Raw genomic sequence first — 13,750 nt, 5'->3', positions numbered from 1 at the left:
AGTACAGTATTACAAAGCATAGATACTAAAACAGCCATAGTCTGTACGTACACCTAGCTTTTTAGTGTCGATGAATTTGATTTTGGCGCTTTTTACACAATGTTGTATCGGAAAGCTATAAAGGAATTGTTTATTGATAAAGTCAAATACAAATGAGGTCGTACGTTGCTGGCAAACCAGTAATGACTGATCTTCACTAAAGCAGAAGTTCCTTACATCCTTTGTGTACGCCGGTATGACCAGACCTTCGTAAAAAACCTCTTTTCCGGTAGCTACGTTAAAGAAGTGTAAGTGACTGTATCTCTCATGTACAACGAGCTCACTGCCATCTCTGGTCCATGTCAGCTGTTCTGCCATTCCAAACGGTAGTTCCAGCGTGTTAACCAACTTTCCGGCACTTGTATCAATCAAATCCACCTGATGCTCCCGGTTATGCAGGGCCAGTAACTTCCCATCCGGGGAAAGACTACCACAAAAAGGAATAGTCCCGTTGATAATCTTTACTTCGAAAGCTGTTTCGATTCGCTTGCCGTCACGGGCCCCTTGCATATAAAAATGAGGATGGGTAGCATATGCCCAGGTACCTGCCGCCACGGACACGAAACTGGCAGGTTGCTGCAGATGATCAGTCAACTGTTTAAAAACACCTGTGCCTAAGTCATATTCGTAAGCGTAATGATCCAGGTCCAGCAGCAGTTGGTTGGCGGATGTATCATAACAAATTTCCCAGGGTAGCACCTTGGGTAAAGCGATCACCTCATTAATGACTCCCTGCTTGTCGATACGTAGCAGCTCTTCCTGTAGTCCAATTTCGGTGCCGCCGGAACGATACACATAGATGCCCTGATGGGTAGCTTCGAATGAAAGGCAGCCCGTATAAGCTCCTCCGATAAAAAGATGCAGGAGAACGTCGCCCTCAGTTGCATGATCAGCCTGCAATACCGCACCCTTTTTTAGTAATTCCCATTCTTTCTTGAAAAACAACTGGCGTGCAGCTGCTGCATCCGCCGCCGGCTTACTGGTTGTTTTAATTTTACCTCCCGTGTTGGTCTCCGTCGTGAAAGTAGTGTCGTCACAGCGTAATATGGTTTCTTTTCCTGTCTGTATATCTGATAAAATATGCTGCATGTAGTGCCTTATTTAGTTGCGTTTAAATTCATGTTGAATTTAGTCAATATTAACCGATCATTGTGTTGTCCGGTTAAATCACTGGCGATTGCTGGCATTTCCATCAAGAGAAGGGACATGCCTTGGGGGTTTTTACGATTACGTTATTTATAGCGATTGGTCGGAGTACAAATTTCGAACCATAAAAATAAAATTGATTATCTCGCTGATAAACAAGCATCAGACAAGTTCAGACCGATATAAATACCCATTTTAAAAATTTACAATTCTATTTACAATGCAAATTTCCTGTTTTGAGAGTTATCAAATTAGATTGCTGATGTTGCCATTATAAAATAAAATCAATCATGAGATACGTACTCGTGTATTTATTACTCCTGGTATCTGTTTTTTTTACCTCTTGTAGAGAACAAGGCAAAAACAAGCTCCCCAAAGAAAATATCAAATCCGAAGATAAATCTGGTGGTGGATCTATTTATACTAAATATGAGTATGTTGATCCTGTCGGCGGACGCCTGATTATACAAAACAGTTTTCCAGGAGGGGGACTAAAATACACAGCCGCCAGCAGTAAGGTATATTTATGAAATATTCTGGACCCGCATAATCAGCGACATGTCTGAACAGTTTAGCCATTGCAGCTTATAAGAAAATAGTCAATCAAATGGATCTTTGAATTCCTCAGGAATCTCAATCTCCGCTTCTTTCGCCGCTACAATATGCACTTTTGCTTTATCCTTATCAATAAATCCTTCTTCAAACAGATATATGCGCGCCAGTTCAATATGCGCTCTATCATAACCACCGTCTATCGCCGTTTGAAAACAGCCTATTGCTGCTTTTATATCCTTTTCTGTAGCTAATCCCTTCTGATAGAAATGTCCCTGATTAAACGCACCTATCTCCGAATCGTCCTTTTGGTGATAGCGGAAAGCGGTTTCGAAATCTCCTTTTTCTTCATACATGGATCCCAGCAATCCATAATCAGGTTCACCCAGTGCTTCAGCCTGGTGATAGTGAAATAATGCCAGCTCGGGATCAGTCTTATAAAGCAGAAATCCCAGATTATTATGTGCAGCTGCCATACCATCTTCAGCAGCCTGTAGTAATAAGTCAATAGCTTTTTCTATATCAGGGATGGTTCCTATTCCATACTGGTAACACAGACTTAATCCATTAAGCGCATTGGTATTGCGCGCAGCAGCTCCTTGCTCATACCAGTAAAATGCTTTATCATCATTTACATAGCCTTCTATCATGTAATAGATATAAGCCAGGTTGTTCATCGCATAACCAAATCCTTTTTCAGCAGCAAGTGTGTAGTGATAAATAGCAGAGGTGTAATCTTGCCTGTTATAAGCATCTACACCGATATTATACAGTTCTTCGACCGGTGTGTAAACGTCTGTAACCGTATTTTCAGCGGAGGACTTTGCATATGCCAGGAGTCTGGCACGCACGATATCATCATAATAAAGACTGTAGCCTTCATTTTCTGCATCCTGCCGGACGAGGTCTTTATTGGCTCTTGATATACCATATTTATCTATAAGGTATACTTCCTTGCCTTTGATGGCCCAGGCGAAGCCCTGAGGAGGAGCTTTATGTACGATTAGGTCGAATTGGTCACCATCTTCAGAAAGGCTGTAATAACCATCTTTCTGTAGCATGATTACATCGTCATGTAACAGCTCTATATTGTCATATTTGAAATTGATGATTACTTTTCCATCTTCTGACAATACCCCCCAATTTCCATTCTTTTGTGCGATGTAATGACCTTGAGACCCAAATTTGTTAAGGGCTTCGTATGTAGGTGCAACAACCACTTTTCCCGAAAGATTGATGAGTCCCAGAAGACCATTGCGTTGAATAATCGCCAGATTGGAATAATCAAAATCGTAAGCATTATCCCATTCCGGAGGCACTATTACCTCACCTGATCTGTGCACATAACCATACTGCTGCTCCTTCATGACCACCGCAACATCCTGTTCGCTGAATTCATAAAATTCATCAAATTGTGGATGTAGCAATATTTCTCCGTGGGCATTTTTCAATCCCCATAGTCCATTCTCATTGTAAATTTCTTCTCTTCCTGATTCCTGGTAGATGTGTCGCCATCCATAATCATAGTCCACATAATTCAGCAGTTCAGCAAATGAATGAAACGCCGTACTGACATGTTTAAGTTGACTGTAAGTTAACAGGGAGATGTTATTGTTGTCCATGGCATGGGTAATCATCGCATTGTTATACGCGATATCTGCCATCCAGACAGCCGCCTGTTCCTTGTGCGGTATCTCTTCTATATTGAATGCATCCCGGGCATCCATACTAAAATAGGGGAGTGCCAGACTATCCAGATATTTGAATAGCGTATTCTTAGCTTTTGTAAACAGGCTTTTGTCCTTAATGAGCAGTTCCGTGGAATCCAGAAAGTTATAAAATCTTTTCAGATTTTCGATACCAGATCTGGCATCGTAGTATAAAACATTATTTTCAATAAAACCGCCACTTATCAACAAAGGTTGTAATAGCAGAGGCATCTCATATCTCCATTCCATTATCATTATATGAGAACGGTCTGATCCTGAAGGAGAGCTGGTGTTAATTAAGTATACGCTGTGCGACATCATGCAAAGGTAAGGAAGGGAATTAATATCTTCCAGGCAACGCACATCAGACAACTATTAATCCCCGGCTGATATGCAGTTACTGTTGCACAAAATGAGCTCACTGTGCCATATTTCGTTGATTGTCATGATCCTGTCTCCATATCGTCTTTTGTATAGGCAGTGTTCCTGAGAAAAGGCCACCCATATTGTTTACTAATATTGACACAACCGGATCCGGGAATTGAGAAAAGGTATTTACAAAATCTCTTACCGATTGCAATAAGGCCAGATCCAAAGGCAGACAGATCAGGAACTCGTGATCAGTTGCCCGTTTGATCTTTTTAATCGCTTCGTTGCCTGCTTCAATATTTCTACAAGCTAAAATAATTTGATCATGTGGCGCCGCTCGGGAAATTTTGTTTGCGCACTCGAAACCTATTCCACTATTCGCTCAGGATTTATCTTCCGGATAAAGTGCTGTACGGAGATATGCCCCAGGTAAGGCATTGTACCAGCATCACACGTTCGGGGTTCTCATCAATAGCTTCAGCAGCATCATATCCGGAAATACCGCCAAGATTATGTTTGCCGCCGGTAAGTACTAAAAGGCATTTAAGGCCGGCGCCTAATCTATAAGGATCTGTATGCCATCCTGGTCCTTTAACGGTCTCCTGAGCGGAAATATCCTTGTCTACGGCTATCACCAAAGTTGTTTTTTTAATTCTAGTGAAGTCCGGATGATAATCAACAAAAACTTCTCCCATACCGGATCCATAAGCATATAGCATAAAAAGAGCCTGTATCAAAAGTAAGATACAGGCTCTCTTTATTCGGATACCTGATGGAATCAGGTAGTCATTTAAGTAATTCTAAGGATGTGCATTTATTTTCGATACATCCTCTTTTTATGCTCAATAGCGAAGATGTTTATTGACCAAATATTTTTAATACTCAGCGTCTATATCTTTCGCTATAGGTACCCTATAAAGTTATTTTTTTGAAGTACAAACGGTTACGATCTACAGATCCCAACGTCAGTATTTTTTGAGAAAAACCGCTTGCGCCATTGTCTACGACACCAAAATCGTCATCATTCGAAATAACGAGTATATTACCTGGTAATAGTGCCAGGCCTTCTGCCTTATCATGTGGATAGACAATAGACAGATCTTTTAACAGATCGAGTACAAGCGTTTTGGTAACAGGTGTTATGCCTGCTCCCTGTAAACCTGATACGTCATTCAACTCTTCTACAGTCTTACCGCTATACAGCTTACCAGTAGCGCCATTGGCGGGATCAGAAATATCCGTTGCATTGCTCAACTCTATCTTAAATACCTTTTTGAAAGTAGCCGGGTTAGTAGCAGCTCCGCCAAAAAGCCCATCGCGCTCAAGTGTTAAAAATGTGGTGTTGTTAACGGCTACTATTTCACTTACTCCTGTAAGGCTTGTGTTATCCATCAGGTAAGCATATTGTTTGGTAGCTGCTGTGGCAATATCAAATGTAAGTATCCGCAATACGGTAGATTTAGCAACAGCGGTTTTAGAAGGATTGTACATAGGGGATTGCATAATACCGACCAGTGTTTTGCCGTCAGGCGTGATCGTTAGCCCTTCCATTCCACGGTTGGCCCGGCGGTTGGTAAATACAGCAGGTAATTTCCGGTTGCCTGTACCGGTACCAAAAGGATTGATGCGCTCAATAGTTTTCCCTGTCGCATCTACATGTACTATATGTGGACCATATTCGTCGCTTATCCAAAAGGTTCCATCTGCGGCAGCCACAAGTCCTTCTGAATCGATTCCGTCCGGACTGGGCGTAAGTATGTTTCCATTCAGATCGTAGGCTATTTCTCCGGATGCACCCATGCCTGCCGGATTAGGAAGGCCATTTAGCTTGTCGCCTGCCGCATTCTTTAATTCTATAACCTGCTCCAGGACCAGTTTACCATCTTTCAGGCGGAACTTTCCGATCTGCGGTGTAAAGTCAGATTTACCAATAATAATTGAATTGGCTACCTGTCCTGCTACGTTCGATCCGCGGTCTGTAAGCATATAAAATACATCTTTCTGCGTTGGATCTGCAGCTACCGCTGATCCATACCCGCCATTATATACTTTCACACCTGCAGCAGTAGTAAACAATATGGCAGGATTAACTGCTTCTGCCATATCGGGGTAAACGATGGTTGTTGCCACATTGTCATTCTTTTTACAGGCACTTAAGGATACAAGTGCCAATGCAGCTAGTGTAATTGCTTGATATTTCATTTATAGAAGTTCATTTGTCAACAAAGTAGTTATTGAATGTTACCCGTATGTTAAGGATAGGCTACAACATATGGCTACTCGTTAACAATCCAGGCATAGCTGTACGTGCGAGTCCTGATGCAGATGATGGTAAGGGGCGTGGCTTATTCAATTGGTGTGCCTAAAGCAACAGCAGTTGTAATTATGCAAATTGCGGACTCAGGTAATCAGCCGCTGATGATTTTTCCGGGAGAAAAATCTCTGTAGCGGACAAAACATCTATATAAGGAAAGACTAAAGACCTGGGAAAAATGGCAGTATTTTATCCGATTTTTTGCTCAATAAACCTTTGCCGGTAACCCTCGCATACTGATTTTGAAGTTTCTCTGATCTTCGGCGCCTGTGTAACAACCGTCTCCAGAAAGCTGCGATTAGCGTCACCCCATTGGTTCATCGCGTCAATAACTGGCATTAGCGACCATCCGATTTCCGTGAGCGAATACTCCACTTTGGGCGGTAGCTGAGAGTAAATTTTCTTTTGTATCATGCCATGCTCCTCTAACTCTTTGAGTTGAACATTCAACACCCTCCGCGTAGCATCAGGTAGTAGGCGTAGCATCTCACTAGGACGTTTTATATCCATCGAAATAGCATTGAGCAGGGCAGGCTTCCATTTGCCGTTCAGCACTTCTCTGGTCAGGTGCAGGCCGCAATCAATAGCGAGGGGAGTCTTTCTTTCGTACATAAGCTGTTCAATTTACTCAAAAATAGACATAGTATCTCAAATCGCCATAGGGATAAATTTATCCCTACGACTTTAGTTTTTCCCATATTGTGCCGCTGCTGTATATGCCCGAAGTTTGCTAAAAAAAAATAATGAAGAATACTGCACAACCCTTGTTAGAAGAATATCAGATAGGCAATTTGAAATTGAAAAACCGGGTAATTATGTCATCGCTAACCCGTGGACGTGCCACAAATGAAGGTTTGGTGCCGACTCCTTTAATGGCTGCGTATTATGCACAACGCGCCTCAGCAGGCTTGATTCTGAGTGAAGGGACCTGGGTGAATCCACGGTCGATCGGCTTTATTAATGTGCCGGGCATCTACACGCCGGAGCAGATAGAAGGATGGAAACTTGTGACCCAAGCGGTACATGACAAAGGCGGTCTGATCTTCTCTCAGTTAGGGCATATCGGTGCTGCATCGCACCCGGATTTCTTTGGCGGGGAACTACCTGCGGGACCTTCTGCTATAAATCCGCAAACCCAGTCTTTTACGCCCGAAGGCTTTAAAGACACAGTAACCCCACGCATGTTGACTGTCGCTGAGATTAAACAAACTATACTGGATTACAAACAGGCAGCAAAAAATGCAAAGGAAGCAGGATTTGATGGTATCGAGGTACATGCGCAGGCAGGGATGTTAATCCCTCAGTTTTTAAGTCTGGCTACTAATAAGCGTAGCGACGAGTATGGTGGCAGTGTCGAAAACCGGGCACGCATTGTATTTGAAATATTGGATGCCATCATAGAAGTATGGGATAGCACACGTGTAGCCATCAAGTTCACGCCGGTCTTATTCAGCCATGTAGGTATTGTGACACCAGATGAAGAAACTATCCCGCTGTTTCAATATATCCTTAAAAAATTAAGCGATTATAATCTCGCTTACTTACATATTGTGGGTCCTGCAGAAGATTTAACCGGCACACCGGTAGAGGTATTGCAGGATGACTATTTTAGCCACTTCCGGTACCACTATAGCGGCACACTCATGGCAAATCTGGGCTTTACGCAGGGAAGCGGTAACGCAATTTTGAAAGATGGTAAGGCAGACCTGGTATCTTTTGGTACACCATTCATTGCGAATCCAGATCTTGTAAAGCGTTTCATGTATAATTTACCATTGGCAGAAAGCAACCGGGATACCTATTACAGCGGCGAAAGTGGATACACAGATTATCCAGAAGCTGTGATAGCGTAGCAATTATAATAAGCCTTCATGAACTGTAGATATAAAGATGTGACAAATGTCACATTTGAAAAGTGCCATTTGACTTCGTCCGGGCAATCTGTCCCACTGTACTTTTGTTTCGGCAATGAGTAATTCTTGCTGTTTCATGAACTTTTAAACACGATATACTATGGATTTGCAAAAAAGTGACAGAAATCCTATCTATTACCAGGACGCGGGTACATTGGCTAAAATGATACGCGACCGGGATATCTCACCGGTTGAAGTAATGAAGGCTCATCTTGATCGTATTGAAGCATTCAACCCAGCTATCAATGCAATTGTAACGATTGCTGATAATGCAATGGAGGTGGCCAAGAAGGCAGAAAATGCGGTATTGAGAGGGAATGAATTGGGACCCTTGCATGGTGTGCCATTCACAGTTAAAGATTCAATTGATACTGCGAATATTTTAACACAACGTGGTTCTCCAATTTTTAAGGGTCGTATACCCGATAGTGATGCGACAAGCGTTGCACGAATGAAGCAAGCAGGTGGCATTCTGCTGGCAAAGACCAATATTCCGGAGTTCTCCTATTGGATAGAAAGCGATAATCTGCTTAGCGGCAGGTCGAATAATCCCTGGGATTTGTCCCGCACACCGGGAGGATCCAGTGGAGGTGAGTCGGCAGCCATTGCGGCTGGTATGTCACCGATTGGTCTTGGAACCGACCTTGCTATCTCTGTGCGTGGTCCGGCAGCACAAACAGGTATTGTGTCGCTCAAAGCAACGCACGGCCGTGTACCAATGACCGGTATCTGGCCACGTGTACCACGTCGGTTTTGGCATGTAGGCCCAATGGCGCGTAGTATTCGTGACCTTCAAATTGCCTTTGGCGTGCTTTCCGGTCCTGACGGTCTTGACGGATTTTCCTCAAGTAATTACCTGTTGAATGGCGGTGTTGGCAGTATACCTGATCGTAAGCTACGCATAGGCTGGATGGTCGGGCCTGGCTTCGGTCCGGTCGACTCTGAAGTCATAAAGACCGTTGAGGCAGCCGCAGATGCTTTGAAGAGTTTAGGTTTATTAGTAGAACCAGTGGGCATCCCTGCGCTGGAACGCGACTTTGCGCTTGATGTATTCAATCGCTTACATGTAATGGAGATGAAAAAAGCATTCCGTGAAGCAACCGCAGGTCGCAGCCAGGAGGAACTTTATAAAATGTCAAAAACCATGCTTTCGCTGCCCGATACGTCAATGGAGGACTTCATAGATGCGGAGCAGGCGGCTGAGCGCTTAAAAGACGGTTTTGCCGGTTATTTCAGCAAATACGATGCGTTGCTCACACATGTGTTGCCGGTCCCTGCCCACAAGCATGGCGTAGAATCCTTTATTATCAACGGGCAGAAGGTGGACCCCACATATTTGCAAGGTGCGACCGTACCTCTTAATATAACTGGCTTGCCGGGTATTGCGATGCGCTTCGGTACAAGCAAAGAGGGGCTACCTATAGCAGTTCAAATCGTGGGAAGTTGGCTTAATGAATCGACTATTCTGCACATCGCTTCGCTGCTGGAAAGCGTAAGCCCGGTCCGCGGTCTTCACCCTGGTATTTAACCATACTCAGTTGAGAAGTCACCGGATAGTTATGCTGGTTTAATATTTGTAATACCAAAAAGGCAGAACAGGGAGCGCAAATCCCGTTCTGCCTTTTTCTCCATCAGGGAAGACCCTTAAAGTTTCGCGTATTCTCTTCTTATCCGGCTCAATGTTTCTCTTGACATTCCCAGATAAGACGCGACCATATGCAAAGGTACCTTGTTAAATACATTAGGATAAGTCTTTTGAAATTCAAAATACTTTTCTGTAGCATTGGAACTTATCAACGAAAAAATCCTTTTTTGACTTGCTATGTAAGCGCGTTGGAGAAGCTGATCATTAAAAATTTTCATGGCAGGGCTGCTGTTTAGGATTTCATCCCAGGCCGCTTTCGTCCACACGATGGCTGTACTGGACGAAAGAGCCTCTATATTATATTCTGAAGGTTTTTGGTAAATATAACTTTCCATGTCAGTCATCCACCAATTTTCGATTCCAAACCTTGCAGTATGTTCAACACCTTCTTTATCTGTTCTGTATAGCCGCAAACAGCCTGAGGTAATGAAACAATTCATCGACCATATTTCACCTTCATGTAATAAGGATTGGCCTTTCCGTAATTTCTTTTCTATGCAGATTTCTCTTAGCATAGCAAGATCCGCTTTCGGTACGCCACTGACCTGCTGCATATACTGTTCAAAAATATCAAACATAATTTACTAGCTCTATTTTTGCACAATTCTGACTTTTAAGGTACAAAATAATACTGATTGATCACTGGAGCGGATATGAGGAAGGCAAGATAATGACTTCATATTTATCCGAAGCCGCGGGCAGATTCTTCTCGTGATGGTATATCATAACGCTGAAGAACGGTAAGCAGTTAAAAAAGAGGTTACTCAAAAAAGACATATGGAGGTGTCATCTTTGCTTTTTAAAGAACAAAGATGACACCTCCATATTTTTCAAAATAGTCTCCTTCTTTTGCCAATCTAATACGCTCAGATTTCTTAGCTAGTATATCATTAGTTCAATTTTTTCTCTAACGTAATCACCTGGCTCTCGGTGCTGACACTAATCCTGGGAGTTCCATCAGAATTAATAGTCGTGTCTCTTGTTGCTGTTTTAGAACTTAGTAACAGAACGGCTGAACCCTCGAGGTAAAAATAGGTGGCTTTTAAAGGAAATCCGATAACATCCTTTTCATTATCTAACAGTGGCGTTGAAAAATGAATTGAATCTTCTTTGATAAGGTATGCTATCTTTTTACTGAAGCTATCAACTTCCTGATTCGAGTTGGTTTCGGTTTTATTTGTTATTTCACCCTTAAAAAAGCTGATGTACTCCGTCTGAGCAGCGTATTTGTAAGCGATATCCTTCTGAGAAATGTTTTCAGCATCGAACGCCAGCTCACCAGCCCCGGTTACCGTATAGTTATAACTAGTGATGATAGAGTCAGAAACTCCGGTGTCGGTGATAACTACAATACGACCAGTAGTCTTTGCTTGCTTGAAGGTATAAACTCCCGACAACGGATTAGCAGGTACGGGAGCATCATCATCTTTACAAGAGAATAATAGGAAACTTATGCCTGTGATTAACAATGCGGCTTTTAAAGCTTTCATAGAACTGATGTTTAATAAAAAAGTCAGCCGCAAATATAGATGTAATATTATATATATTCGTAATAATAATTTATGCGCCCTCTTGTCAATATCTTAAACAAAGCAGGATTGTATCTAATAGTTACCCAACTATCTTTTTCCGGTGAGCAATGCCCCAGTCAGAGAGATTACTAATAATGGTTTGTAGTGTATCCCCGTGTTCTGTAAGTTCATATTGAACAGTGATGGGATGAATGTCTGATATGGCCCGTTTTACTATCTGGTTTATTTCTAATTCCCTTAATTCTTTGCTTAGCATTCTGTTGGAAATTCCGTCTATATCATTCAAAATGTCAGAAAACCGCCGTTTCCCATAGCAACAAATTGATGAAATAATAGCGATCTTCCACTTGCCATTTAGCGCATCCATTGCATCTTGCACAGATCTCATTCTCTTCTTTTGTTCCTGTTGGAACTCTGCTATTTTACATCCCATATTTTAACTGGTTACATCTATGTTACTACTAGTTTTCGTTACAAAGTTACTAAAAATAACTTCTGTGATCTAGCTTTGTAACTCAATCTTAAATCATAGAAAAATGAGTAAACTAAAAGACAAGGTTACCGTGATTACAGGCGGTAACAGTGGTATTGGATTTGGCATTGCTGAGGCGTTCAACAACGAAGGTGCTGTGGGAACAATCACCGGAAGAAATGGGACTACATTGAAAAATGCTGTTGAAACCCTGGGCAATAATTTTATAGGCGTAAGAGGTGACGTAACAAATCTTGATGACCTGGAGGACATGTACAAAACTACGGTTGACAAGTTTGGCAAGATAGACGTATTGGTGGTGAATGCCGGTGGCGTCGTGGACGGAGTTCCCCTGATGACAATAACTGATGTAACGGAAGAAGGTTTCGATCAGTATATGAATCTGAATTTTAAAAGTGCCTATTTTACCGTCAAACAGTCGCTTCCGTATTTAAATGATGGTGCTTCGATTATATTGATTGGATCGAATGCTGCATATCGGGCTGCACCCGGAGCAACAATTTATGCCGCCGCAAAAGCAGCAGTTATTTCACTGGCAAGAGGTTTATCCCTGGATTTATTGTCAAGGAGAATAAGGGTTAATACGATTTCTCCCGGCTCAATCGATACTCCCGTTTTTGGAAAGATGGTACCGGCTGAAGCAGTCGCGCAGGTAAAACAAGTGTATATAGATCTCACACCGCTTGGAAGGCAAGGCACTCCGGCTGAGATCGGAAAGACGGCGGTGTTTTTAGCCTCCGATGATTCATCATTCATTGTAGGCGCGGATATATTAGCGGATGGTGGAATGACCAATGCTTTCTCCGTGAAATAAATTCATTCGGATCTGTGTGTAGATTATATGGTTCAGTGTACAGGCTCCATATAATTTACAATCATTTGGGTTCCCTCTTTTCCCATTACTCCACGACAGCACAAACTAACCCAATCCCCCTAATCTATTGCAGCGCCCATCATTTGGACGGACTTGAATGCTCAGCTTAAACCTACAATCTGAATAACGGGATTACACCTACCCATATCAGCATCCGGACAGCTTGCATGCACGTCCGGAAGACATATAATCAGTCGTACTGGTAGTGTTAGCAACGACAAAGTTAAGACCAGTGACAAACAGACTTAATGTTAAAATTGCCAGGCGTATAGGTTAAATAGTAATAATGTGTATTTTGCGTTTGTCCGTAAAAATGAGAAGTCGGTCACCAGCACTATGATTACCAATGCTGATTTTGGGATCAAATCTGGTTAAGGGCATATATTATGTGTCAACAGCAAGTATATAGAAAGGAAAAAGCTACAACCATATGACTAAATTAGATACTACTCCAATAATAGAATTTAAAACAGCTAAAGCATTTGAAACCTGGCTCGTAAAGAATCACGATAACTCACATGGGATTTGGCTCAAAATATTCAAGAAAGATTCCGGAATGGACACTGTAAGCTATGCGGAAGCACTTGATGTAGCGCTGTGCTATGGGTGGATTGATGGTCAGAAGAAAGCACATGACGAACAAGCCTGGCTGCAAAAGTTTTGTCCCCGGCGCGCCAAAAGTATTTGGTCCAAAATAAATACCGGACATGTCGAAAGATTAATCAATGAAGGAAGAATGAGACCCGCAGGATTAAAAGCTGTCGAAAAAGCCAAAGCAGATGGTAGTTGGGAAAAGGCATACGATTCTCCAAGCAAAATCGTAATGCCCGAAGACTTTCTGAAAGAACTTAGCAAAAACAAAAAAGCAGAAGCATTTTTTAAGAGTCTTAATAAGACAAATGTTTTCTCCATTGGATTTCGTCTTCAGACCGCAAAAAAACAAGAGACAAGGGAAAAGCGTATGAAAGAAATTATTGAAATGTTGGCAAAAGGTGAGAAATTTCAATAAATAATTCAGCCTAGTGGCGGCAATTTTTGAATATAAGGATGCCATTTATGTTTGACGTGTATTCTACGTATGTGACAATAATGATGTTGTAAACCCAGGCCAATCTGAATTGGTAAGAAAATGGCGCCGGATTTTCATTTACGACTATTTTATTA

Annotated in this window: 13 protein-coding genes; 5 read left to right on the top strand and 8 right to left on the bottom strand. The window is 42.1% G+C overall.

The genetic code is table 11. From position 1 onward, the window contains the following. Window positions 1-9: 9 nt before the first annotated feature. Window positions 10-1,128, bottom strand: a complete 1,119-nt coding sequence (locus CPIN_RS21195) for a WD40 repeat domain-containing protein (protein ID WP_012791888.1) — start codon at window positions 1,126-1,128, stop codon at window positions 10-12. 347 nt (window positions 1,129-1,475) lie between these two features. On the opposite strand from CPIN_RS21195, the gene CPIN_RS21190 reads away from it, so the two are divergent. Beyond that, window positions 1,476-1,715, top strand: coding sequence for a hypothetical protein (locus CPIN_RS21190; protein WP_012791887.1), 240 nt, complete (start codon window positions 1,476-1,478; stop codon window positions 1,713-1,715). Window positions 1,716-1,784: 69 nt separating this feature from the next. Here CPIN_RS21190 and CPIN_RS21185 read toward each other — a convergent pair whose 3' ends face one another. From CPIN_RS21185 to CPIN_RS21170, 4 genes are all read right to left on the bottom strand, one after another. After that, entirely contained in the window at window positions 1,785-3,677 is a 1,893-nt protein-coding gene (locus tag CPIN_RS21185; protein WP_222838140.1) for an SEL1-like repeat protein, read from the bottom strand. Window positions 3,678-4,204: 527 nt separating this feature from the next. After that, window positions 4,205-4,453, bottom strand: coding sequence for a hypothetical protein (locus CPIN_RS21180; RefSeq protein ID WP_148230607.1), 249 nt, complete (start codon window positions 4,451-4,453; stop codon window positions 4,205-4,207). A gap of 274 nt (window positions 4,454-4,727) precedes the next feature. Beyond that, window positions 4,728-6,017, bottom strand: coding sequence for an esterase-like activity of phytase family protein (locus CPIN_RS21175; protein ID WP_012791885.1), 1,290 nt, complete (start codon window positions 6,015-6,017; stop codon window positions 4,728-4,730). A gap of 301 nt (window positions 6,018-6,318) precedes the next feature. Then, the gene (locus tag CPIN_RS21170; protein WP_012791884.1) at window positions 6,319-6,741 is read right to left on the bottom strand and encodes a winged helix-turn-helix transcriptional regulator; all 423 of its coding nucleotides are present in this window, start codon (window positions 6,739-6,741) and stop codon (window positions 6,319-6,321) included. Between the two features lie 131 nt (window positions 6,742-6,872). Here CPIN_RS21170 and CPIN_RS21165 point away from each other — a divergent pair, with 131 nt between their 5' ends. Then, entirely contained in the window at window positions 6,873-7,982 is a 1,110-nt protein-coding gene (locus CPIN_RS21165) for an alkene reductase (protein ID WP_012791883.1), read from the top strand. Window positions 7,983-8,142: 160 nt separating this feature from the next. Continuing rightward, complete coding sequence (locus CPIN_RS21160; RefSeq protein WP_012791882.1) at window positions 8,143-9,570, top strand: amidase; 1,428 nt, start codon at window positions 8,143-8,145, stop codon at window positions 9,568-9,570. 116 nt (window positions 9,571-9,686) lie between these two features. Here CPIN_RS21160 and CPIN_RS21155 read toward each other — a convergent pair whose 3' ends face one another. From CPIN_RS21155 to CPIN_RS21145, 3 genes are all read right to left on the bottom strand, one after another. After that, entirely contained in the window at window positions 9,687-10,265 is a 579-nt protein-coding gene (locus tag CPIN_RS21155; RefSeq protein ID WP_012791881.1) for a Crp/Fnr family transcriptional regulator, read from the bottom strand. A 312-nt stretch (window positions 10,266-10,577) separates the two neighbouring features. After that, on the bottom strand, window positions 10,578-11,177 hold the full coding sequence (locus CPIN_RS21150; RefSeq protein WP_012791880.1) for a hypothetical protein: 600 nt from the start codon (window positions 11,175-11,177) through the stop codon (window positions 10,578-10,580). Window positions 11,178-11,298: 121 nt separating this feature from the next. Then, window positions 11,299-11,652 (bottom strand): winged helix-turn-helix transcriptional regulator, encoded by a 354-nt coding sequence (locus CPIN_RS21145; protein ID WP_012791879.1) that lies wholly within the window; start codon window positions 11,650-11,652, stop codon window positions 11,299-11,301. A 103-nt stretch (window positions 11,653-11,755) separates the two neighbouring features. On the opposite strand from CPIN_RS21145, the gene CPIN_RS21140 reads away from it, so the two are divergent. Both CPIN_RS21140 and CPIN_RS21135 read left to right on the top strand, forming a co-directional pair. Continuing rightward, on the top strand, window positions 11,756-12,526 hold the full coding sequence (locus CPIN_RS21140) for an SDR family oxidoreductase (protein ID WP_012791878.1): 771 nt from the start codon (window positions 11,756-11,758) through the stop codon (window positions 12,524-12,526). Window positions 12,527-13,016: 490 nt separating this feature from the next. Continuing rightward, on the top strand, window positions 13,017-13,595 hold the full coding sequence (locus CPIN_RS21135) for a YdeI/OmpD-associated family protein (RefSeq protein WP_012791877.1): 579 nt from the start codon (window positions 13,017-13,019) through the stop codon (window positions 13,593-13,595). Window positions 13,596-13,750: the final 155 nt, after the last annotated feature.

It is taken from the genome of Chitinophaga pinensis DSM 2588, assembly GCF_000024005.1.
Taxonomy (GTDB): domain Bacteria; phylum Bacteroidota; class Bacteroidia; order Chitinophagales; family Chitinophagaceae; genus Chitinophaga; species Chitinophaga pinensis.
This window is presented reverse-complemented; position numbering and strand designations above follow the sequence as displayed.

Bases quoted from the DNA above. Each gene is read 5' to 3' on its own strand.
- CPIN_RS21195 (WP_012791888.1), bottom strand. From the start codon at position 1,128: ATGCAGCATATTTTATCAGATATACAGACAGGAAAAGAAACCATATTA.
- CPIN_RS21190 (WP_012791887.1), top strand. From the start codon at position 1,476: ATGAGATACGTACTCGTGTATTTATTACTCCTGGTATCTGTTTTTTTT.
- CPIN_RS21185 (WP_222838140.1), bottom strand. From the start codon at position 3,677: ATGCCTCTGCTATTACAACCTTTGTTGATAAGTGGCGGTTTTATTGAA.
- CPIN_RS21175 (WP_012791885.1), bottom strand. From the start codon at position 6,017: ATGAAATATCAAGCAATTACACTAGCTGCATTGGCACTTGTATCCTTA.
- CPIN_RS21170 (WP_012791884.1), bottom strand. From the start codon at position 6,741: ATGTACGAAAGAAAGACTCCCCTCGCTATTGATTGCGGCCTGCACCTG.
- CPIN_RS21165 (WP_012791883.1), top strand. From the start codon at position 6,873: ATGAAGAATACTGCACAACCCTTGTTAGAAGAATATCAGATAGGCAAT.
- CPIN_RS21160 (WP_012791882.1), top strand. From the start codon at position 8,143: ATGGATTTGCAAAAAAGTGACAGAAATCCTATCTATTACCAGGACGCG.
- CPIN_RS21155 (WP_012791881.1), bottom strand. From the start codon at position 10,265: ATGTTTGATATTTTTGAACAGTATATGCAGCAGGTCAGTGGCGTACCG.
- CPIN_RS21150 (WP_012791880.1), bottom strand. From the start codon at position 11,177: ATGAAAGCTTTAAAAGCCGCATTGTTAATCACAGGCATAAGTTTCCTA.
- CPIN_RS21145 (WP_012791879.1), bottom strand. From the start codon at position 11,652: ATGGGATGTAAAATAGCAGAGTTCCAACAGGAACAAAAGAAGAGAATG.
- CPIN_RS21140 (WP_012791878.1), top strand. From the start codon at position 11,756: ATGAGTAAACTAAAAGACAAGGTTACCGTGATTACAGGCGGTAACAGT.
- CPIN_RS21135 (WP_012791877.1), top strand. From the start codon at position 13,017: ATGACTAAATTAGATACTACTCCAATAATAGAATTTAAAACAGCTAAA.